The sequence below is a fragment of the Rhodococcus kronopolitis genome (assembly GCF_042654025.1).
Lineage (GTDB): Bacteria > Actinomycetota > Actinomycetes > Mycobacteriales > Mycobacteriaceae > Rhodococcus_G > Rhodococcus_G kronopolitis.
The window spans coordinates 478,540-500,661 of record NZ_JBHSFO010000001.1; the positions used below are offsets into that span (position 1 = coordinate 478,540).

Sequence of the window (22,122 nt, forward strand, 5' to 3'; positions counted from 1 at the left end):
GGATCCGTGCGATCCTGCTGGCAGCCCGGACTCTCCCCGGACGCGTCGTCCGCGCGCACGACCACACCGCGCGCGCCGCAAACGCACACGAACACCGGGAGAGGACCCCATGACGCACCCGCGCGCGACCGAGCACCACCGCACGACCGAGCACCACCGGACGTACCGATTCCTGACCCGGGCACCGCTGGCCGAGCCGCCGTTGCCGTCCGGCGGACCGCAACCCCGCACCGCCGGACCGCTGCCTGCCCGCGAGTCGCGCGCCGCCCCGCGGGGCCCCTCGCACGCAGGCTGCTCCCCCGCCCGCCGGACGCCCCCACCCGGAACCGACCCGCAGGCCCGGCGCTTCACGGAGGCCGCGCTGCGACTGGTGCTCGAGGTCCTCGACCACCGCCGACAACCGCCCCAGCTGCGGGCGGTGCTGACGCCGGCGATGGTCGACGTCGTCGCGGCGCTGGCCCGCCGCACCCTGACCGGGCCGCGCCCGGGTGCCGCGACGCTGCAGCGGCTGCACCTGCATCCGACCGGTCCCGACGCGGCCGAGGTGTTCGGCACCTACGCGCGCGGCGGCCGGGTCCTCGCCATCGCGGGGCGGGTCGAACGCACGCCGGGTGGCAGCGAGGGGCAGGCCGGCTGGCGGATCACGTCGCTGCAGGTCGGTTGACCGGACCGGCCGGACCGCGACACGGCAAGGCCCCGACAGCGCACGCCGTCGGGGCCTTGACCAACAATCTCGAACCTACTTGCGGCGCTTGGCCTTCGCCTCGCGTCGTTCCTGCCGGCTGCCTGCGGCCGGGGCAGAGTTCCGCACCTCGGCGTTGCCGTCCTCGGCGGGACCGGAGAAGGTCAGCCGGGTCTCCTCGGCCGAGTCGAGACCCTTCGCACGCAGGGCTGCGGGCTGCGGATCCACCGGGGCCTCGCTGTCGGCCCGGGCCGCCGCGGCAGCCGTGGTCCAACCCGACTGCTCGGGTGCCGGTGCGGCCTCGACCTGCAGGTTGAACAGGAAGCCGACCGACTCCTCCTTGAGCCCCTCGAGCATCGCGGTGAACATGTCGAAGCCCTCGCGCTGGTACTCGACGAGCGGGTCGCGCTGGGCCATCGCGCGCAGGCCGATGCCCTCCTTGAGGTAGTCCATCTCGTAGAGGTGCTCGCGCCACTTGCGGTCCAGCACGGACAGCAGCACCCGGCGCTCGAGCTCGCGCATGCCGTTCTCGCCTGCGATCGCGTCGATCTGCTGCTCGCGGTTGGCGTACGCGGCACGGACGTCGGCCAGCAGCGCCGCCCGCAGCTCGTCACGGGTCAGGTCGCCACGCTCGCCGATCTCGGTCTCGCCGGTGAGGTCCCGGTACGAGATCCCGACGGGGTAAAGCGTGCCGAGCGCCGTCCACAGCTGATCGAGGTCCCAGTCCTCGACGTAGCCCTCGGCGGTCGCGCCGTCGACGTAGGCGGTGACCACGTCGGTGATCATGCTCTCGACCTGGCCCTCCATGTCCTGGCCCTCGAGGATCTGACGGCGCTCCTCGTAGATGACGGTGCGCTGCTTGTTCATCACCTCGTCGTACTTCAGGACGTTCTTGCGGATCTCGAAGTTCTGCTGCTCGACCTGCGTCTGGGCACTCTTGATGGCCTTGGAGACCATCTTCGCCTCGATCGGCACGTCGTCGGGCAGGTTGAGTCGGGTCATGATCGACTCCAGCGCGGCACCGTTGAACCGTCGCATCAACTCGTCGCCGAGCGAGAGGTAGAAGCGCGACTCGCCCGGGTCACCCTGGCGGCCGGAACGGCCGCGGAGCTGGTTGTCGATGCGGCGCGACTCGTGCCGCTCGGTGCCGAGGACGTAGAGGCCGCCCGCCGCCTTGACCCGCTCGGCCTCGGCCTTGACCTCACGCTTGACCCGCTCGATGGTCTCGTCCCAGTCGCGCTCGTAGTCCTCCGGCGTCTCGACCGGGTCGAGCCCACGCTTGCGGACCTCGAGGTCCGCGAGGATGTCCGGGTTGCCACCGAGCACCACGTCGGTACCACGGCCGGCCATGTTGGTGGCGACCGTGACGGCACCGGTGCGGCCGGCCTCGGCCACGATGGTGGCCTCCTGCTCGTGGAACTTGGCGTTGAGCACGCTGTGCGCGACGCCCCGCTTGGTGAACTGCTTGGACAGGTACTCCGAGCGCTCGACGCTGGTGGTACCGATCAGGACCGGCTGGCCCTTAGCGTGCCGCTCGGCGACGTCGTCGACGACCGCGGCGAACTTCGCCTCCTCGGTCTTGTAGATCAGGTCGCCCTGGTCGACGCGGACCATCGGCCGGTTCGTCGGGATCGGGATGACGCCCAGCCCGTAGGTCTGGTGCAGCTCGGCGGCCTCGGTCTCGGCCGTACCGGTCATGCCGGAGAGCTTGTCGTAGAGGCGGAAGTAGTTCTGCAGCGTGATCGTGGCGAGGGTCTGGTTCTCGGCCTTGATCTCGACCTTCTCCTTCGCCTCGATCGCCTGGTGCATGCCCTCGTTGTAGCGGCGGCCGACCAGGATGCGTCCGGTGAACTCGTCGACGATGATGACCTCGCCGTCGCGGACGATGTAGTCCTTGTCCTTGTTGTAGAGCTCCTTGGCCTTGATCGCGTTGTTCAGGTAGCTGACCAGCGGCGAGTTCGCGGCCTCGTACAGGTTGTCGATGCCGAGCTGGTCCTCGACCAGCTCGACGCCTGCCTCGTGCACGCCGACGGTGCGCTTCTTGATGTCGACCTCGTAGTGCACGTCACGCTTGAGCAGCGGCGCGATCCGGGCGAACTCGCCGTACCACTTGCTCGACGCGTCGGCGGGGCCCGAGATGATCAGCGGGGTGCGCGCCTCGTCGATGAGGATCGAGTCGACCTCGTCGACGATCGCGAAGTTGTGGCCGCGCTGGACCAGGTCGTCGAGGCTGTGCGTCATGTTGTCGCGCAGGTAGTCGAAGCCGAACTCGTTGTTGGTGCCGTAGGTGATGTCGCAGGCGTACGCGACGCGGCGCTCGGCCGGCGACTGGCCCGACAGGATCACGCTGGTCTCGAAGCCGAGCGAGCGGTGCACCCGGCCCATCCACTCGGAGTCACGCTTGGCCAGGTAGTCGTTGACCGTGACCACGTGCACGCCGTCGCCCGCGATCGCGTTGAGGTACGCCGGCAGCACACAGGTCAGGGTCTTGCCCTCACCGGTCTTCATCTCCGCGACGTTGCCGAGGTGCAGGGCCGCGCCGCCCATGATCTGCACGGTGTAGTGCTTCTGTCCGAGCACCCTCCAGGACGCCTCCCTGGCGACGGCGAAGGCCTCGGGCAGCAGGTCGTCGAGGGTCTCCCCCGACGCGTACCGCGCCTTGAACTCGTCCGTCTTGGCACGGAGTTCGAGGTCGGTCAGGGCCTCCATTTCGGGCGAGAGGCTGGTTACGTGCTCAGCGATGTGCTTGAGCCGCTTGACCATGCGACCTTCACCAACACGGAGCAGTTTCGACAGTGACAGCGACGGCACGGGCTTGAACGTCCTCAATCTCGGCGGGCAGGTCTCGGCCCCGGTGAACGGAGCGACTGACTACACAGTAGTTCTGACTGACTACACAGTAGTTCTGGCGCAGACATTAGTTCCGGCCACACCGCGGTTCTGGGCCGCATCGCAGTCTGGCCACACAGTTGTTCCGGTCACAGAGCAGATCCGGCCGAGGGAGCTATCCCCCAACCGGATCCCATGGTAGGCGCTCTCACGATCTGCGGAGCAGAACGACCGTGACCGCGTGTGTCAGCGGCGCTGTGGTCAGGCGAGCCTGATCAGGCCGTAGTCGAACGCGTGTCTGCGGTAGACGACCGACGGACGGTCCGTTTCCTTGTCGTAGAACAGGAAGAAGTCGTGCCCGACCAGTTCCATCTCGTAGAGGGCGTCGTCGACTGCCATCGGGGCGGCCGAGTGCACCTTGGTCCGCACGATCTGCCCCGGGCCGGCCGGGTAGTCGTCCGATTCGAGCGAGATGTCGGGCGAGATCGCCAGCGCGTCGTCCTTGGCGAGTTCCGCGGTCGCCTCCGCGACCGAGACGGGCGTCTTCTCGCCGTAGTGGACCTTGCGACGGTCCTTCGTTCGACGGAGTCTGCTCTCGAGCTTGGCGGTGACGCTCTCGAAGGCCGCGTAGAAGCTGTCGGCAGAGGCCTCGGCGCGTACCACCGGTCCCTTGCCCCGCGCGGTGATCTCCACTCGCTGGCAGTTCTTGGACTGCCGCCGGTTTCGTTCGTGTTGGAGTTCGACGTCGAAGTGGTAGATCGTCGGGTCGAAGCGTTCGAGTCGGGCCAGCTTCTCCGACACGTAGACCCGGAAGTGATCGGGGACCTCGACGTTGCGGCCCTTCACTACGATTTCGGCGATGGGGCCGTCGGGCTGCCCGGTGGTCTCTGCTGCGTCTTCGATGAAAACAGAGGTTGTCGAAGGGGTCGTCACGCGTACCTCCAAGATACGGCCGAGCCACAAGAGATGACTGTCGGCGGATGAGCCACGCCGGGAGGGGACCGCCCGGCGCCAGGGATTTCGCTTATCACCTCCACCGTTCATCGGTTGTGTTGGCGACGCTAGTACGACTTGGGCGCGAGTGCCAGCATTGGCGTTGCGTTTCACCCCTACGGGTCGCGTGAACCCCCTCACGCGGCGGCAATCACCAGGACCGCCGCGACCCGAACGCCCCGAACGGCGAGCGCCCGGACGGACTCCGCGGCCGTCGCCCCGGTGGTCAGTACGTCGTCGACCAGCACCACGGCGTCCCGGACGCCGGTCGGTTCCAACGACCCCACCCGCACCCGGCCTGCCAGGTTGTCGACCCGGGCGCGGGCCGACAGGCCGACCGAATCACGCACTCCCCGTGCGTAAGTCAACGCCGTCGCCACCCGCACCGGCTCCGGGTGCAGCGCCCTCGCGGCGGCCCGGACGGCGGCGGCCACCGGGTCGCCGCCGCGCACCCGGGCGGCCCGCGGTCGGCTCGGCGCGGGCACAAGGGTGAGTGCGGCAAGTTCACCGGGATCGATCTCGCCGAGCTCGCGCAGGCAGCGCACCGCCCTCGCGAGCGCCGCCCCTAGCGGGACCGCGAGATCGGCCCGGCCACGTTCCTTCGCCGCGATCACCGCCGCCCGGCGGGCCCCGACGTAGGTGCCGACGGCCCACGCCGGCGCACCCGGCTCCACCCGCGGACGCAGGCGCACCGGGCCCGTCGCGAGCGCGTCGCGGCAGCGCGCACACCACTGCGTCCCGACGGCCCCACAGCCGCCGCACTCGCGGGGCAGGAGCAGATCCAGCAAGGCGCGCACACACCGGAGTGTGCGCCCACCCACCGACACCGCTACCCGGGCAGCACCGGGATCGCCTTGACGCCGGCCAGTGCCGGCACCTCCCGCCAGTACCTGTCCCCCGCCGGGTCGTTGTTGTTCAACTGGAACACCGCCCGGGAGTCCGCCACGAACGCCGAGTTGGCCGACGCGTCGACCGAACTCACCGGCGGCGAGAGGTTGCGGCTCGGCAGGGCGTCCATCCGGGACCCGTCCACCGACACCGACACCACCGGGATCTCCGACGCCGCGCGGGCCACCACGATCGTGTCGCCGCTGCTCCAGTCCAGGGACAGTGCGGGACTGCCCAGCCCGGTCGCCACCGGGCGCGGACTGGTCAGCGCGTAGGTGCCGTCCTCACCCTGCACCACCGACACGACGTACACCTTGCCGTCGACGATCACCGCCGCGCGGGCCCCGTCGCTGGACAGGCGCAGCTCGGTCATCGTCTCGCCCAGCGGCGCGAGCGCGCGGGTGTCCACCGGGCTCACGACCGGCTGCCCCGACCCGTCCAGGGTCACCCGCACCACCCGGACCCCGTCGGCCACGGTCCACGCCGTGGGTTCGAAACTCGACCATGTCGGACGGGTCAACGAGCCGGCCTCGAGCGCAGGCGTCCCGGTCCCGTCCGTCGGCCCGATCATCAGGACGTTCCCCTGCTCCGGGGCGGACCTGCCGGTCGCGGCCACCGCCGCGGCCAGCTTGCCGTCCCGGGAGAGGGCGATCGAGCGCAGGACGGAGGCGGACCCGAAGTAGCCGGGCACCGCACTGACGCCGGTGTCGGTGACGGCCACCAGTGAGCCGCCCGCCAGCGCGTGCAGCCCGACCGACGAGTTCGCGGCCACTCGCGGGTCGGTCGTGGACACGTCGGCCGTCGACCAGCCGTCCACGTGACGATCGTCGAGCGGACGGCCGTTGAGCGTCAGCACGTACGGACCCGAGATCTCGGCGGCGGCGAGGGTCCAGACCACCTGCGAGGCGAGCAGGGCGCGGTCCTCCGGACTCAGCTCCTCGGCGCCGAGGAAGTCGATGCGCACGCCGCCGAACCCGACGCCGACGCCGACGTTGCGACCGTCGGCCTTGGTGATCGGGCCCGGCACCGACAGGTTGCCCGCGACGTTGCGCACGGCCCCGGACAGCCCCGGCTTGGGCCCGGCGATCAGCAGGTCGACCAGCCGCCCCGGCATCTCCTCCGCGGTCGCGGATACCCATCGCAGGTCCGGCACCACGGTGTTGCCGGTCGGGTCCAGGAAGTACAGGGCCTCGCGCTTGTAGGTCTTGAGGAACTGCGGGCGATCCATGATCACCCCGGGCGGCAGGTCGTCGATCCGCCACTCGCCGCCGACCCGGGTCATCCGGAACTTGGCCTCGAAGGTGCCCTCGGCCGTCTGGTACTGGCCGCCGTCGTCGAGCTGACCCACGCGGTTCGCCCGGACGGCGTAGCTGGCCTCGTCGCCGGTGCGGGACTCCTGCAGCACGTCCACCTTGTCGACCACGGTGGTGCTGGCGGCATCGTCCCACCGTTCCGCCGCGGCGGGGGTGAGGAACTGGCGCGCGGCCAGGTGCGCATCCGTCGGATCGGTGCTGGCCGCGAAGAAGTCGCGGAGCATCGAGTCCGGTTCCCGGCCGGGTTCCGGCACAGGCACGCTGACGGTCACCGGGTCACGGGTGATGGTGCCGATGGCCATCGGCGACGACGACTCGGGCAGGCTGGCGCAGCCACCGGCCAGCACGGCCGTGGCCAACCCCGCGGCCGCCAGCGCGACCCGTCGGCGACCGCGGTGCCACCGGCCCGTCACGGTCGACGCTCCCGCAGCACCGGCACGCTCGCCGTGTGGTCGGGGTCGAGCGCCTCGGACTTCGGGTCCGCGGCCCCGCCGGTCCCCTCGTCACCGGGGAGCGGGCGACCCTGGACGTGCTTGACGCTCGGCGGCCGCAGCGGCAACGGGCTGCTGGTGATCTTGTGCCCGCGCACCAGCGGCAGGGTGAAGCGGAAGCAGGCCCCCTCGCCCGGCTCCCCCCCAGGCCTCGAGCCGCCCGCCGTGCAGTCGGGCGTCCTCGACGCTGATGGCCAGGCCGAGCCCGGTGCCGCCGGACCGTCGCACCCGCGACGGATCGGACCGCCAGAACCGGTTGAACACCAATTTCTCCTCACCGGGCCGCAGGCCGATGCCCTTGTCTCGGACCACGAAGGCCGCCGCTTCCTCGTCGGCGCGCAGACGGAGCAGCACCGGCTTGCCCTCGCCGTGGTCGATGGCGTTGGCGAGCAGGTTCCGCAGGATCCGCTCGACCCGGCGCGGGTCCGCCGAGGCGACCACGGGCTCGTCCGGCAGGTCGAGGACCAGCTCGGTGCCGGAGTCGCGGGCCAGGTGTCGGATCGTGGACACCGCGGCGCGGGCGCTCATCCTCAGGTCGAGCCGTTCGTCGGCGAGCTCGGCCACACCGGCGTCGTGCCGACTGATCTCGAGCAGGTCGTTGAGCAGCGACTCGAACCGGTCCAGCTCCGCGACCAGCAGCTCAGAGGACCGGCGCATCGCCGGGTCCAGGTCGGCGCTGCCGTCGTGGATCAGCTCGGCGGCCATCCGGACGGTGGTCAGCGGGGTGCGCAGTTCGTGGCTGACGTCGGAGGTGAAGCGCTTCTGCAGGTTGCCGAACTCCTCGAGCTGGGTGATCTGTTTCGAGAGGCTCTCGGCCATGTCGTTGAACGACATGGCCAGGCGAGCCATGTCGTCCTCGCCGCGCACGGGCATCCGTTCGCGCAGCTTGCCGTCGGCGAAGCGCTCGGCGATCCGGGACGCGGACCGGATCGGGAGCACCACCTGCCGCGCCACGATCATCGAGATCGCGGCCAGCAGCACCAGCAGCACCACCCCGCCGACGAGCAGGGTGCTGCGCATCAGCGACAGGCTCTGGTCCTCCCCGGCCAGCGGGAACACCAGGTACAGCTCGAGGGTGGCCACCTCGGAGGAGGTGGGGCTGCCGATGATCAGCGCCGGACCGCGGTACCAGTCCTGGTCCGAGACCGTCGCGAACTGGTAGCTGACCTGTCCGTTCTTGACGAACTCGCGCAGGTTCGGGGAGATCTGGTCCGCCGGGCCGCTGGAGACCTGGGGCCGGGGCGGGTTCGCAGGCACGATGAGCACCGGGCTGAAGGTGCCGGCCGCGCCCGTGGCCGCGCCGGTGTCCGTGCTGCGGTTGGTCAGGGCGGCGGCCGCACCGTCGAGTCGTGCCGCGAGCGAGGCGCTGTCGTCCGAGGCGGCGAGCTCGCTCTGCACGGTGTTGCGGGCCCGGTCCATCTCCTCGGTCGCGGCATTGATCTTCGCCTCGAGGAGCCGGTCGGTGATCTGGCTGGTCAGCACGACACCGAGGATCGTGATCACCACCAGCGAGAGGGTCAGGGTGGACACGACCACCCGCAGCTGCAGCGAGCGTCGCCACAGGTGCGCGAGGGCGTGACTCCACCCACGAAAGCGGCGCAGCAACGGCCCGAATGGTCCGCCGATGCGGCGCCGCGCCCGGGTTCGTCCGATCACGGCGGTCCGGCCTTGTAGCCGACCCCCCTGACCGTGAGCACCACTTCGGGATTCTCCGGGTCAGTCTCGACCTTGGCGCGCAGCCGCTGGACGTGCACGTTGACCAGGCGGGTGTCGGCGGCGTGCCGATATCCCCAGACCTGCTCGAGCAGCACCTCTCGGGTGAACACCTGACGCGGCTTGCGGGCCAGCGCGACCAGCAGGTCGAACTCCAGCGGTGTCAGCGCGATCAGCGCGCCCTCACGGGTCACCTTGTGCGCGGGCACGTCGATGACCACGTCGGCGATGGACAGCAGCTCCGCAGGCTCGTCCTCGGTGCGGCGCAGGCGCGCACGCACCCGGGCCACCAGTTCCTTCGGCTTGAACGGCTTCATCACGTAGTCGTCCGCGCCGGACTCGAGGCCCAGCACCACGTCGACGGTGTCCGTCTTGGCGGTGAGCATGACGATCGGCACCCCGGAGTCGGCGCGCAGCACCCGGCACACGTCGATGCCGTTCATCCCCGGCAGCATCAGGTCCAGCAGCACCAGGTCGGGTCGGATCTCCCGGACCGCGGCGAGCGCCTGGGTGCCGTCACCGACGACGAAGGGCTCGAAGCCCTCGCCGCGCAGCACGATGGTGAGCATCTCGGCCAGGGCCGTGTCGTCGTCGACGACGAGAATGCGTGGCTTCATGTTCCTATCGTGTCATCCCCGGACCCCGGAACGCCCGTGCATACCCCGCGTTCCGGTTCGTGTCGCGGGCTGGTCACATCCACTCTGCCAGATCCAGCGCCAGCGCCGCCGGATCCAGGTCCGCCGCGAGCACCCACCAGGGCGAGACCCACCGCGCGGACGCGAGCTCCCGGTAGACCGCGCCGGTGCGGGTCTGCAGGTCCGAGTCGCGCTCGTAGGCGTCGAGTTCGCGGGTCGCGTCGCTGGCCCCCCGGCTGCGGGCGCGCTCGGCGGCCAAGGCGACGGGGACATCGAGCAGCAGCTGCAGCTCGGGCGGCGTCGCGCCGAACCGGCCGAACTCCAGATCCGTCACCCAGCCGACGAACTCGCCGTCGCCGCCCTCGTGCATCCGGGCCGCGCCGTAGGCGGCGTTCGAGGCCACGTACCGGTCCAGCAGCACCAGGTCGTGGGACTCGAGCAGCTCCCGCAGTCGCGCCGCCGCGTCCCGCCGGTCCAGTGCCCACATCAACGCCATCGCGTGCACCGAGTCCGCCAGGTCGCCGTGGCGGCCGCGCAGCGCCTCCGAACCGAGGTCCGCGTGGACCGACTGCCCGTAGCGGGGGAAGGCGTCCACCGCGACGGTCACGCCGCGGTCCCGCAACTGCGTGACCACCCTGTCCACCAATGTCCGCTTGCCTGCGCCGTCCAGGCCCTCGAGTGCGATCAGCTTTCCCACCCGGGCAGCCTAGCGTCGCAACGACCGGTGGCCGGTCCCGGAGTCCGGGACCGGCCACCGGCCTGCCGTGCGATGGTGAGCAGTTCCTCCCGCCGGGCGTCGGGAACCACTCAGGTGCGGTACGCGATCAGTACCGGTAGTGCTCGGGCTTGTACGGACCCTCGACGTCGACGCCGATGTACTCCGCCTGCTCCTTGGTGAGCTTGGTGATCGAGCCGCCGAGCGCCTCGACGTGGATGCGCGCCACCTTCTCGTCCAGGTGCTTGGGCAGGCGGTAGACCTCGTTGTCGTACTCGTCGGGCTTGGTCCACAGCTCGATCTGCGCGATCGTCTGGTTCGCGAACGAGTTGGACATCACGAACGACGGGTGCCCGGTGGCGTTGCCCAGGTTCAGCAGCCGGCCCTCGGAGAGCACGATGATGCTGTGGCCGTCGGGGAAGGTGAACTCGTCGACCTGCGGCTTGATGTTGATCCGCGTGACGTCGGCCGCGCGCTCGAGGCCGGCCATGTCGATCTCGTTGTCGAAGTGACCGATGTTGCCCAGGATCGACTGGTGCTTCATCTGCTTCATGTGCTCGAAGGTGATGATGTCCTTGTTGCCGGTGGACGTGATCACGATGTCGGCCTGGCCGATGAACTCCTCGACGGTCTTGACGTCGAAGCCGTCCATGAGGGCCTGCAGCGCGTTGATCGGGTCCGCCTCGGTGACCGTGACGCGCGCGCCCTGGCCCTTGAGCGCCTCGGCGCAGCCCTTGCCCACGTCGCCGTAGCCGCAGACCAGCGCGGCCTTGCCGCCGATGAGCACGTCGGTGCCGCGGTTGATGCCGTCGAGCAGCGAGTGGCGGGTGCCGTACTTGTTGTCGAACTTGCTCTTGGTGACCGAGTCGTTGACGTTGATCGCCGGGAAGACGAGCTCGCCCGCGGCGGCGAACTGGTACAGACGCAGCACGCCCGTGGTGGTCTCCTCGGTGACGCCCTTGACGGACTTCGCGACGGCGGTCCACTTGCCTGCGTCCGCGGCCAGCGAGGCGCGCAGCAGCGCCAGGAACACCTTGTGCTCGTCGCTGTCGTTGTCCTCGTCGACGGGCGGAACCACGCCTGCCTTCTCGAACTGCGCGCCGCGCAGCACCAGCATGGTGGCGTCGCCACCGTCGTCGAGGATCATGTTGGCCGGCTCACCGGGCCAGGTGAGCATCTGCTCGGCGGCCCACCAGTACTCCTCGAGAGTCTCGCCCTTCCAGGCGAACACCGGCACGCCCTGGGGCGCCTCCGGGGTGCCGTGCGGGCCGACGACGATGGCCGCGGCGGCGTGGTCCTGGGTGGAGAAGATGTTGCACGACGCCCAGCGGACCTCGGCGCCGAGCGCGACGAGCGTCTCGATCAGCACGGCCGTCTGGATGGTCATGTGCAGCGAGCCGGAGACGCGGGCGCCCTTGAGCGGCAGCACCTCGGCGTACTCACGACGCAGGGTCATCAGTCCGGGCATCTCGTGCTCGGCGAGCCGGATCTCCTTGCGACCGAACTCGGCGAGCGAGAGGTCCGCCACCTTGAAGTCGATTCCGTTGCGGCTGTCCGCCACGAGGTTGTTCTCAGACACGCTGGTCGTCATCTGCCTCTCCTGTTTGGATTTGTCTCGGCCAAGGCTAACGGGTTCGGACCCCATCCGAAGACCGGCCGTCCGCGAACGGGCACCGCAACCGGCGGTGACGCTCGCCACGACGGAAGACGACGCGCTACGCGTGCGCGCCGATGATCGCCTCGATGAACGGCACGAAAGTTCTCGACAGGTCCTGCGCCACGTCCCGGTCCGAGTCCGGCGGCATCGAGATGTAGCTGATCGCCAGGCGGACGATGCCGCGGCTGAGAATTCCGGCCTCGGCGGGCGGGGCCTGGACCCAGCTGCGTTCCAGCGTCTCGGCGAGCCGCGCCGAGGCGTGCTCGAGCAGGGGCGCGCTGTCGGTGGTGATCAACCGGAGCAGGTCCGGCTTCGCCTCCCCCGTCAGCAGGGACTGCACCAGCGGATCGGCGGCGCTCTGCCGGAAGAACGCGGTGAAGGCCTCGACCAGGGCCGCGTGCGGCTGACCCGTGTTGGCGTAGATCGCGTCCTCGACGGCGCCGACGAAGCGGTCCGCGAGCCGCAGGGCGTAGGCCTGCGCGAGCCCCTGCCGGGACTTGAACTCGTTGTAGACGGTCTGCCTGCTGACCTGCGCGCCCGCCGCGACATCGGTCATGGTCACCTCGGACCAGTCCTGCACCGACAGCAGGTCCCGCATCGCGTCGAGGACCGACTCCCGCAGGAGGGTGCGGGTGGCCTGCTGGTACGGGGGTCGGTTCGACGGAGCCATGGTGGCGAGGGTGGCATTCTGTGTGCGCGCCGTCAAACGTGCACGGCGTCACCGTGCACGGCAGCTGCGGCCAGCCCGGCCAGGTCCTGGGTCTCGTCCGCCAGCAGCGCCGGGTCGACGCACGGCCGCTCGGCGATCAGCGTCCGCGCCGCCCGGACGTCCCTCGGCCGGCCGATCGTCACCGCACCGACCAGCCGCCCCGCCCGCCGGGTCAGCACGGTGAAGTCGCGGCCCGCGATGCTGCCGCGGACCACGAGCTCGTCGTCGGACTGCGGCCAGCCCGCCACCTGGAGGCTGAGTCCGTACTGGGTGGACCAGCACCACGGCACCTCCCGCTCGGCCTCGACCGGGGCACCGGCCAGCGCCGCGTGCATCGCCCGCGCGGCGGCGGCCCCCTGCGCCTGCGCGGAGTTCCAGTGCTCGGTCCGGTGCCGGCCACCGAGCACCGGATTGGGACGATTGGCCACGTCGCCCGCGGCGTACACCCCCGGCGCCGAGGTGGCGAAGGACTCGTCCACCACGATGCCGTCGGCGGTCTCGAGCCCGGCACGTTCGGCAAGGTGCGTGTTCGGCGCCATCCCGACGGCCAGCAGCGCCGCGCCCGCGGACCAGGTCCGCCCGTCCTCGGCGCGGGCCAGCACGCCGTCGCCGTCGCCGACCAGCTCGGCGAGCCGCACCGAGGTGTGCAGCTCGACGCCGTGCTCGCGGTGAAGCTGCTCGAAGAGCGCGCTCACCCGCGGCGGCAACACCCGGTGCAGAGGCGTGCGCGCCGCCTCGAGCAGGGTCACCTCGGCACCGAGTCCGCGCGCGGTCGCGGCGACCTCCGAGCCGATCAGGCCCGCGCCGACGACCAGGATCGAGTTCGTGCGGTCGATGGCCTCACGCAACGGTGCGACGTCGCCCATCGCTCGCAGCACCCGCACCGCGGCCCCTCCCGAGTGGTCGACGGTGCGGGCGCGACCGCCCGTCGCGAGCAGCAGGGCGTCGTACCTCAGCTCCTCGCCCGAGTCGAGGCGGACCGTGCGACCTGCCACGTCGACCGAGACCACCACGACACCCGTGCGCACCTCGATCCGTCGATCGGTCCAGTAGCCGGCCGGTCGCAACCTGGACTTCTCCTCGGCCGACGCGTCGAGCAGCAGGTCCTTGGACAGGGCAGGCCGGCGGTACGGGTGCGCGGGGTCGTCGCCGAGCACCGTCACGGTCCCCGCGAAGCCCTCCGCGCGCAGCGTCTCGGCGGCGGCGATACCGGCGATCCCGGTCCCGACGATCACGACCGAGGTCATGACCGAGCGACCTCGACCATGTCGAAGTCGGCCTTCGCGGCGCCGCAGTCCGGGCAGCTCCAGTCGTCCGGGATCTCGTCCCACCGGGTGCCCGGGGCGATGCCGTCGTCGGGCCACCCCAGCTCCTCGTCGTACTCGAATCCACACTGGACACAGCGGTAGAGCTTCATCACGCACTCCTCTCGAAATCGATCTTCTCCCGCACTCCGCAGTCCGGGCAGCACCAGTCGTCGGGCACCGAGTCCCACCGGGTGCCGGCCGGGAAACCCTCGCGCGGAGCACCTTTCGACTCGTCGTAGACGTACTCACACACCGGGCACCGGTAGGCAGCCATGATCACGCCGCCCCGAACCGGGCGTAGATCCGCTCACGCTTGGCCGGCTGCACGTTCACCCGGGTGATGTCGCCGTCGTAGTGGTCGAGGACGCGGTGGTCCATGACCTTGCGCCAGACCGGCGGGAAGTACGCGAGGGTGATCATGCTGGCGTAGCCGCTGGGCAGGTTCGGCGCGCCGTCCATGCTCCGCAGCGTCTGGTAGCGCCGGGTCGGGTTGGCGTGGTGGTCGCTGTGCCGCTGGAGGTGGTACAGGAAGATGTTCGTGCAGATGTGGTCGGAGTTCCAGCTGTGCGCCGGGGCGCAGCGCTCGTAGCGTCCGCTCGCGGTCTTGCCCCGGAGCAGGCCGTAGTGCTCGAGGTAGTTCACGGTCTCGAGCAGCGAGAATCCGTACACCGCCTGGATCAGAAGGAACGGCAGCACCTCCCAGCCGAAGCCGGCCACCAGCGCCGCGTACAGGACCACCGACATCAGCCAGGCGTTGAGGACGTCGTTGTGGATGCTCCACACACTCTTGTCGAGACGCTGCATCCGGGTCTTCTCAAGTTCCCACGAGGATCTCAGGCTGCCCCAGACGCTGCGCGGCAGGAAGGTCCAGAAGGTCTCGCCGAAGCGCGCGCTGGCGGGGTCCTCCGGGGTGGACACCCGGACGTGGTGGCCGCGGTTGTGCTCGATGTAGAAGTGCCCGTAGAACGTCTGGGCCAGGGTGATCTTCGACAGCCAGCGCTCGAGTTCGTCCTTCTTGTGGCCCAGTTCGTGCGCGGTGTTGATGCCGATGCCGCCCATCACACCGATGCTCAGTGCCAGTCCGATCTTCGACGCGAGTGAAAGCCCACCGTCGATGCCGAGCCAGCTCAGGCTGTCCGCGGTCCACAGGTAGCAGGCGAACACCAGGCTCGCGAGCTGGAACGGGATGTAGGCGTAGGTGCAGTACCGGTAGTACTTGTCGTTCTCGAGCCGTTCCATCACCTCTTCCGGCGGGTTCTGGCCGTCCGGGCCGAAGAAGACGTCGAGGACGGGCAGCAGGCCGTAGACCAGAATCGGGCCGATCCACCACCACACCGGCGAGAGGGCGGACCAGCCCAGCTCGTTGAATCCCCAGACCAGTCCGGCCGCGAGGAACACCGCCGTCGGCGGGATCAGCCCCAGCAACCAGAGATGCCGCTTCTTGTCCCGCCACTGCGCGGCGGGGACCTGCGCCTCCGGGTCGACTCGCATTGCCACGACTGCCTCCTCTCGAGGGCCGACCCACATCCGTGAGACAGATCACCTGAGATTTGACAGTACGCCGCATTTTGTCTGCGGTCTATACAAATGTGCGCATTTGTAAATGAAGGTCAGAGCCCCACTCCGCCCGGCCCCTCCGGTCCGCCCAGGTGACCGAGCGCCTTCGCCTCGACACCCGGCTCCGCCCGGGCTCGCCTGCCGACCATCGAGTGGCGGTGTCCGTAGGCGAAGTAGACGACGACGCCGATCGCCATCCAGACGACGAACCGGATCCAGGTCTCCACCGACAGGTTGAGCATCAGCCACAGGCACGCCAGCACCGCGAGGATCGGCACCAGTGGGACCAGCGGGACCTTGAACCCGCGCGGCAGGTCCGGCCGGGTGCGACGCAGGACGATCACGCCGAGGCAGACCAGCACGAAGGCGAACAGCGTGCCGATGTTCACCATCTCCTCGAGGGTGCCCATCGGGAAGAATCCGGCCAGCAGCGCGGAGACGACACCGACGATGACGGTGATCCGCACCGGGGTGCCCTTGCTGCCGGTGTGCGCCAGCTGGCGCGGCATCAGCCCGTCCCGGGACATCGCGAACAGCACCCGGGTCTGGCCCAGCAGCATCACCATCACCACGGTGGTCAGGCCGGCCAGGGCACCGAGGTTGATCACCCACTGCGCCCAGGTGATGCCGTGGTACTCGAAGGCCGTCGCCAGCGTGGAGTTCTCGCCCGCGAGGTCGGTGTACTTGACCATGCCGGTGAGCACCAGCGTCACCGCGACGTACAGGACGGTGACGATCAGGAGGGAGGCGATGATGCCCCGCGGCAGTGCCTTCTGCGGGTTCTTGGTCTCCTCCGCCGTGGTGGCCACCACGTCGAATCCGATGAACGCGAAGAACACCAGGCTGGCGGCGGCGAGCAGGCCGTACCAGCCGTAGGTGCTGCCGCCCGCGCCGGTGAGGAACGAGAACAGCGACTGGTGGATGCCCTCGCCGGTGCTGCCCGGCTGCGACGGCGGGATGTACGGCGAGTAGTTGTCCTTGTTGATGTAGAAGGCGCCGACGACGATCACCAGCAGCACCACCCCGACCTTGATGCCGGTGATCACCGCGGACACCCGCGAGGACAGCTTGGTGCCGGTCACCAGGATGACGGTCAGGACCGAGATCAGCAGGATCGAGCCCCAGTCCATGTCCACCGGCCCGAGCGAGACCACCGTCGACCCCTCGGCGCCGAGCACGTTGCCCAGGTACAGCGACCAGCCCTTGGCCACCACCGAGGCCGCGAGCGCGAACTCGAGGATCAGGTCCCAGCCGATGATCCAGGCGACGAACTCGCCGAAGGTGGCGTAGGAGAAGGTGTAGGCGCTGCCGGCCACCGGCACGGTGGAGGCGAACTCGGCGTAGCAGAGCGCGGCCAGGCCGCACGCGATCGCCGCCAGCACGAAGGCCAGCGACACCGATGGCCCGGCGACGTTGCCCGCCGTCCGCGCGGTGAGCGTGAAGATGCCCGCGCCGACGACGACGGCGACACCGAACACCGTCAGGTCCCAGGCAGTGAGGTCCTTGCGGAGTTTGCTGTCCGGCTCGTCCGTGTCCGCGATCGACTGCTCGACCGACTTGGTACGGAAGATCCCGGACTGTCGCCCAGACTCCGGCTTGTCGTGCACTGCCATCTTTGCCTCCTCGAGAGGGATCCAGCTGAGCCTATGACCACGGGGCCCGCTCGAACAGGATTGTGTGGACGACTCGCGTCAGGCGGGAACGTCCGAGCCCGGCTGCACGGGAGCCTCGCGGTACAGGTCGGGCTCGAGGTAGATCACCCGGGCCGCGGGCACCGCGGCCCGGACGCGGGCCTCCGCCGCGTCGATCGCGGCGGCGATCGCCTCGATGTCGGATCCCGGTGCCACCGCGACCTTGGCGGCCACCAGCAGCTCCTCCGGGCCCAGGTACTGGGTCTTGCAGTGGATGACGCGGTCGATCTCCACCCCGTCGACCAGGGCGGCAAGGATCCGTTCCTCGTCGTCCTCGGTGGCGCCCTCGCCGATCAGCAGGCTCTTCATCTCGATGATGAGGATGACCGCGATCACGCCGAGCAGCACTCCGATGCAGAGCGTGCCGATGCCGTCGAAGACGGGGTTGCCGGTGACCATCGACAGGCCGACGCCACCGAGGGCCAGGACCAGGCCGACGAGCGCGCCGGTGTCCTCGAGCAGCACCACCGGAAGCTCGGGGCTGCGCGAGGTCCGGATGAAGTGCCACCAGCCGGCCTGCCCCTTGAGCGGGCGCGACTCCTTGACCGCGGTGAGGAAGCTGAAGGTCTCCAGCCCGATCGCGATCAGCAGGATCACCACGGCGACCATGGGCGAGGACAGGTCCTCGGGATGCTGAATCTTGTGGATGCCCTCGTACAGCGCGAACATCGAGCCGAGGGTGAACAGGACCAGCGCCACCACGAACGAGTAGAAGTAGCGGTTGCGCCCGTACCCGAACGGGTGCAGCTTGGTGGCCGCGCGGTTGGCCCGGCTCTGCCCCAGCAGGAGCAGACCCTGGTTCGAGGTGTCCGCGACCGAGTGGACCGACTCGGCCAGCATCGACGAGGACCCGGTGATCAGGAACCCGGCGAACTTCGCGACCGCGATTCCGGCGTTCGCGACCAGGGCCGCGACGATCGCCTTCTTGCCTCCATTAGCTGACACGGCAGTTTTCTCCTCCCCGGAGCCGACTGTTCGGCCCGAGCCTCGATCGACGGGTGCGGACGGTTCGACGGGCCGACCCTCAGCCGACCGAGGCGCAGAACAACTGCGCGTCCGCGGTGACCGCCGAGGCCGTCACCGAGGGATCCGACGCCGAGATCCACGCCGCGTCGCCCTGGCCGAGCACGAGGGTGTCATCGCCACCGCGAATTGTGACAGACCCGGACGTGCAGAGCATGATTCGGGGACCCGACACGTCGAACTCGACGGCGGCCGGGTTCGGACCGTCCGTCGACAGGTCCGCGCGGGTCAGCGCGAATTCCGGTGCCGGGGTGTCGTAGACGTGCACCCCGCCGCCCGGAGCAGGCGACGGCAGCCGGAAGGCCCCGGTCAACGGCTCGAAGTCCAACACCCGCAACAGTTCCGGGACGTCGACGTGCTTGGGGGTGAGCCCACCGCGCAACACGTTGTCCGAGTTCGCCATCATCTCGACCGCCAGCCCGTGCAGGTAGGCGTGCAGGTTTCCGGCGTCCAGGAACAGCCCCTCGCCGGGCTGCAGGGTCACCCGGTTGAGCAGGATCGACGCCAGGACCCCGGCATCACCGGGGTACGCCTCGCCCAGCTCGAGGACGGTCCGCACCTCGCTGCCGAACTCTCGTGGCGTCGCGCCCGCACCGGCCAGGTACTGCACGCAGCCCTCGAGAATCCGCGGCAGGAGCGCGGCGAGAGCTGGCTGGGGCAGCGTGATCCAGGTGGTGAACAGCGCGCGCAGACCGGCCGAGTCCGGCTGCCCGGCAAGCAGTTCGATGTGGCCGTCCAGTTCCGGCACCGCCAGGGCACGGAGCAGCTCCACCGTTCGGTGCGGATCCCGGAATCCGGCCAGCGCCTCGAAGGTGGTCAGCGCGACCACGAGTTCCGGCTTGTGGCTGTCGTCGCGGTAGTTGCGCTCCGCCGACGTCAACGGGATCCCGGCGGCCTCCTCCCGCTCGAAGCCCTCCTTCGCCTGCTGCGCGCTCGGATGCGCCTGCAGCGACAGCGGTTCCTCCGCGGCGAGCAGCTTGAGCAGGAACGGCAGCCGGTCCCCGAACCCGGTGCGGGCCCGGGACCCGAGTTGGCCTGCAGGATCGGCGGCGATGACGTCGCCGAGCGACACCGCGCCGTCGTCGGTCACCAGGTGCGCAGGATTCGCCGGGTGGGCGCCCAGCCAGAGTTCCGCTTCGGGATGGTTCGAGGGCACCGGCCGGCCGCACAGTGCGGCGATCGCCGTGCGGGAGCCCCAGGCATAGGTGCGCAGTGCACCGTCGAGCAGGTGCACTAGTCTCCGCCGATCAACCGCAGGTACGCGGCCGCCATCTCGAGTCGGACCGAGAGCACCGCCAACTGCTCCACCTCGGTTCCGCTGCTCGGCCCACGCCCCGCACTCTCGGACCCACCCATGTCACGATCCCCCCTGTCGCTCGCGCCCTCCTCCGCCGCCGCGAGCACCAGTTCGGCATCCGGCAGCGCGGCGATCCGCCTGTTCGCGACGGTCCGCTGCGCGGCCGTGGCCAGCACGAAAACCCGGACCGGCGGCGACGGCGGCGGTCCGTCCAACTGCTCGTCGTGGAAGATCGGGTCGTAGTCCGCGGACCGGGCGGGCTCGGCCACGGCGAACCGCGCCCGCGCCGCCAGCACGTCCGCGAGGTCGGCCGCGCCCGCGACCACACCCGCGACCCGCAACATCATCTCGGCGCCGTGCCGGGACAGGGCGGTGGTCGCCGGGCCGTCGCCGGCCAGGACCACCCGCCGGGCGCGCATCCGCACCGCCAGTTGCTTCGCCACGTTGTGGAACACCTCGTGTTCGGGGTGTCCGCGCAGCGCCTCGGCGTCCAGCGTGTCGGCGAGCGCACCCAGGTCGGGCAGCAACTCGCCTGCCCGCACCGAGTCGAGCACGCTCAGCACCGCCAGTCCGGCCGCGAGGTAGCGCGGGAAACCGTGGTGGTCCGGGACGCGGATCCGCGGCGGCAGCGACATCGCCCGCCCGGCGCCTGCGGCCCGCAGCGGCCCCTCGTCGGGTGCCGCCAACACCACCTCTGCGCCCCGTCGCAGGGCCCCGTCTGCGGCCTCGAGCAGGCGCGGGTCACCGGCGTCGTCGCCGGCGACCACCACCACGTCGAGGGGCCCGACCCACGGCGGTACCGCGGTCAGGTGCAGCAATGGCAGCCCGATCCGCGGCCCCAGCGCCGCAACCAGCACCGACGCGGCGGCATCGGCGCGCCCCGGACCGGTCACCAGCACCACGCTGCGCGGTCGCAGACCGGTCAACCGGTCCAGCGCGCCCTCGGCGACGGCCGCGGCCGTCGCCCTGACCTGGGCCCCGCCCAGTGCCGCGGCACGCATGACGCCGTCGAGATCTGCGGCGGCGACGCTCGCCGCGTCGTCGAGGTCGAGAAGGGGTGAGGGAGCTGTCATCGCACCGCTCCTTTCTCCCACTGCCCGCCGGCAGTTGTCCGCACGTGTCGTTCCCGGCGCAGCTAGGCGCGCACCACTGCCAGTATCTCAGCTACCAACGAATCGACGTCCTCCGCCGTGCGAGCCTCCACATTCAGCCGCAGCAGCGGCTCGGTGTTCGACGCACGCAGGTTGAACCAGGAACCGTCGCCGAGGTCGACGGTCACCCCGTCCATCCGGTCGACGGACTTGGCCGAATCCTCGAACGCCGCCAGCACGGCCTCGGTGCGGTCCGCGGCGTCGGCGACGGTCGAGTTGATCTCACCCGAGGCCGCGTACCGCTCGTATCCCGCCATCATCTCCGAGAGCGGGCGATCCTGACCTGCGAGTGCGGCCAGCACGTGCAGTGCGGCCAGCATCCCCGAGTCCGCACCCCAGAAGTCACGGAAGTAGTAGTGCGCGGAGTGCTCGCCGCCGAACACCGCGCCGGTCTCGGCCATCTGCTGCTTGATGAACGAGTGCCCCACCCGGGTGCGCACCGCGGTCCCACCGAGTTCGGCGACGAGCTCCGGCACGGCCCGCGAGGTGATCAGGTTGTAGATGACGGTGGCGCCCGGCTCCTTCGCCAGTTCGCGCTCGGCGACCAGCGCGGTGACCGCGGACGGCGAGACCGGGTTGCCCAGCTCGTCGACGACGAAGCAGCGGTCCGCGTCGCCGTCGAAGGCCAACCCGATGTCGGCACCGGTGGCGCGCACGTGGGCCTGCAGGTCCACCAGGTTCTTGGGGTCGAGCGGGTTCGCCTCGTGGTTCGGGAAGGTGCCGTCCAGCTCGAAGAACAACGGCTGAACCGCCACCGGCAGCGCGCCGAGTACGGCGGGCACGGTGTGCCCGCCCATCCCGTTGCCCGCGTCGACGGCCACCGTCAGCGGCCGCATGGCCGACAGGTCGACCAGTCCGCGCAGGAAGGACGCGTACTCCTCGAGCACGTCCTGCTCGGTCACCGAACCGGCGGCACCGTCGTGGGTCGGCACCCCGGCGATGACCTCACCGGCCACCACGTCCAAGCCGGTGTCCTGACCGACGGGCTTGGCGCCCGCGCGACAGAGCTTGATTCCGTTGTACTGGGCGGGATTGTGACTCGCGGTGAACATCGCGCCGGGGCAGTCGAGCAGACCGGACGCGAAGTACAGCTGATCGGTCGAGGCCAGACCGATCAGGACCACGTCGAGTCCCTGCGCGGTCACCCCGTCGGCGAAGGCCCGGGACAGTTCCGGCGACGAGGCGCGCATGTCGTACCCGACTACCACCCGGGTCGCGGAGTCGGACCCGTCGCGGACCAGTCGGGCGAATGCCCCGGCGACGTCGCGCACGAAGTCGGCGTCGATCTGTTCACCAACCACCCCCCGCACGTCGTATGCCTTGATCACGGCATGGACGGATTCGGCGGAACGTGCCACTGCAATTCTCCTGCGTTTCGGGGACTGTCATCTCGCGCGCTTCTCTCGGAGAAGAGCCGTCTCTCACGAGTCAGCCTAGTGCCCCGGACCGACTGTCCGAATCGGCACTGGTG

18 protein-coding genes and 1 pseudogene are annotated in these 22,122 nt (G+C 70.2%); 1 reads left to right on the plus strand and 18 read right to left on the minus strand.

Annotated elements, in window-relative coordinates; all coding sequences use genetic code 11:
- Positions 1–109: 109 nt before the first annotated feature.
- The gene (locus ACFO6S_RS02200; protein ID WP_378413680.1) at positions 110–664 is read left to right on the plus strand and encodes an Rv3235 family protein; all 555 of its coding nucleotides are present in this window, start codon (positions 110–112) and stop codon (positions 662–664) included.
- 75 nt (positions 665–739) lie between these two features.
- On the opposite strand, the gene secA is transcribed toward ACFO6S_RS02200, so the two are convergent.
- The 18 genes and pseudogenes from secA to ACFO6S_RS02290 form a co-directional block, all read right to left on the minus strand.
- Positions 740–3,493 (minus strand): preprotein translocase subunit SecA, encoded by a 2,754-nt coding sequence (secA, locus tag ACFO6S_RS02205; RefSeq protein ID WP_378413682.1) that lies wholly within the window; start codon positions 3,491–3,493, stop codon positions 740–742.
- 279 nt (positions 3,494–3,772) lie between these two features.
- On the minus strand, positions 3,773–4,444 hold the full coding sequence (gene hpf, locus ACFO6S_RS02210; protein ID WP_378413684.1) for a ribosome hibernation-promoting factor, HPF/YfiA family: 672 nt from the start codon (positions 4,442–4,444) through the stop codon (positions 3,773–3,775).
- Positions 4,445–4,641: 197 nt separating this feature from the next.
- A complete protein-coding gene (locus tag ACFO6S_RS02215) occupies positions 4,642–5,301 on the minus strand; it encodes a ComF family protein (protein WP_378413686.1) in 660 nt (219 codons plus the stop codon).
- A 32-nt stretch (positions 5,302–5,333) separates the two neighbouring features.
- Entirely contained in the window at positions 5,334–7,118 is a 1,785-nt protein-coding gene (gene lpqB, locus ACFO6S_RS02220; RefSeq protein WP_378413688.1) for an MtrAB system accessory lipoprotein LpqB, read from the minus strand.
- A pseudogene (gene mtrB, locus ACFO6S_RS02225) lies at positions 7,115–8,852 on the minus strand (MtrAB system histidine kinase MtrB). The gene lpqB and the pseudogene mtrB overlap by 4 nt, the downstream one beginning before the upstream one ends.
- Positions 8,849–9,526 (minus strand): MtrAB system response regulator MtrA, encoded by a 678-nt coding sequence (gene mtrA, locus ACFO6S_RS02230; RefSeq protein WP_378413690.1) that lies wholly within the window; start codon positions 9,524–9,526, stop codon positions 8,849–8,851. The pseudogene mtrB and the gene mtrA overlap by 4 nt, the downstream one beginning before the upstream one ends.
- A 73-nt stretch (positions 9,527–9,599) precedes the next feature.
- A complete protein-coding gene (locus ACFO6S_RS02235; RefSeq protein WP_378413692.1) occupies positions 9,600–10,241 on the minus strand; it encodes a dTMP kinase in 642 nt (213 codons plus the stop codon).
- A gap of 127 nt (positions 10,242–10,368) precedes the next feature.
- Entirely contained in the window at positions 10,369–11,850 is a 1,482-nt protein-coding gene (gene ahcY / locus ACFO6S_RS02240; protein ID WP_378413694.1) for an adenosylhomocysteinase, read from the minus strand.
- 124 nt (positions 11,851–11,974) lie between these two features.
- Positions 11,975–12,586 (minus strand): TetR/AcrR family transcriptional regulator, encoded by a 612-nt coding sequence (locus ACFO6S_RS02245; RefSeq protein ID WP_378413696.1) that lies wholly within the window; start codon positions 12,584–12,586, stop codon positions 11,975–11,977.
- A gap of 32 nt (positions 12,587–12,618) precedes the next feature.
- Positions 12,619–13,872, minus strand: a complete 1,254-nt coding sequence (locus ACFO6S_RS02250; protein WP_378413698.1) for an NAD(P)/FAD-dependent oxidoreductase — start codon at positions 13,870–13,872, stop codon at positions 12,619–12,621.
- Positions 13,869–14,042 (minus strand): rubredoxin, encoded by a 174-nt coding sequence (locus ACFO6S_RS02255; protein WP_378413700.1) that lies wholly within the window; start codon positions 14,040–14,042, stop codon positions 13,869–13,871. Before ACFO6S_RS02255 ends, ACFO6S_RS02250 begins: the two co-directional genes overlap by 4 nt.
- Positions 14,042–14,206, minus strand: coding sequence for a rubredoxin (locus ACFO6S_RS02260; RefSeq protein WP_378413702.1), 165 nt, complete (start codon positions 14,204–14,206; stop codon positions 14,042–14,044). Before ACFO6S_RS02260 ends, ACFO6S_RS02255 begins: the two co-directional genes overlap by 1 nt.
- A 2-nt stretch (positions 14,207–14,208) precedes the next feature.
- Entirely contained in the window at positions 14,209–15,423 is a 1,215-nt protein-coding gene (locus ACFO6S_RS02265; protein ID WP_465269186.1) for an alkane 1-monooxygenase, read from the minus strand.
- Between the two features lie 119 nt (positions 15,424–15,542).
- A complete protein-coding gene (locus tag ACFO6S_RS02270; RefSeq protein WP_378413704.1) occupies positions 15,543–17,102 on the minus strand; it encodes an amino acid permease in 1,560 nt (519 codons plus the stop codon).
- 78 nt (positions 17,103–17,180) lie between these two features.
- Positions 17,181–18,125, minus strand: a complete 945-nt coding sequence (locus ACFO6S_RS02275; RefSeq protein WP_378413706.1) for a cation diffusion facilitator family transporter — start codon at positions 18,123–18,125, stop codon at positions 17,181–17,183.
- Positions 18,126–18,204: 79 nt separating this feature from the next.
- Complete coding sequence (gene manA / locus ACFO6S_RS02280; protein ID WP_378413708.1) at positions 18,205–19,437, minus strand: mannose-6-phosphate isomerase, class I; 1,233 nt, start codon at positions 19,435–19,437, stop codon at positions 18,205–18,207.
- Positions 19,437–20,573, minus strand: a complete 1,137-nt coding sequence (locus ACFO6S_RS02285) for a tobH protein (RefSeq protein WP_378413710.1) — start codon at positions 20,571–20,573, stop codon at positions 19,437–19,439. The genes manA and ACFO6S_RS02285 overlap by 1 nt, the downstream gene beginning before the upstream one ends.
- 62 nt (positions 20,574–20,635) lie before the next feature.
- Positions 20,636–22,009: a phosphomannomutase/phosphoglucomutase gene (locus tag ACFO6S_RS02290; RefSeq protein WP_378413712.1), complete on the minus strand. Its 1,374-nt coding sequence runs from the start codon at positions 22,007–22,009 to the stop codon at positions 20,636–20,638.
- Between the last annotated feature and the right edge of the window lie 113 nt (positions 22,010–22,122).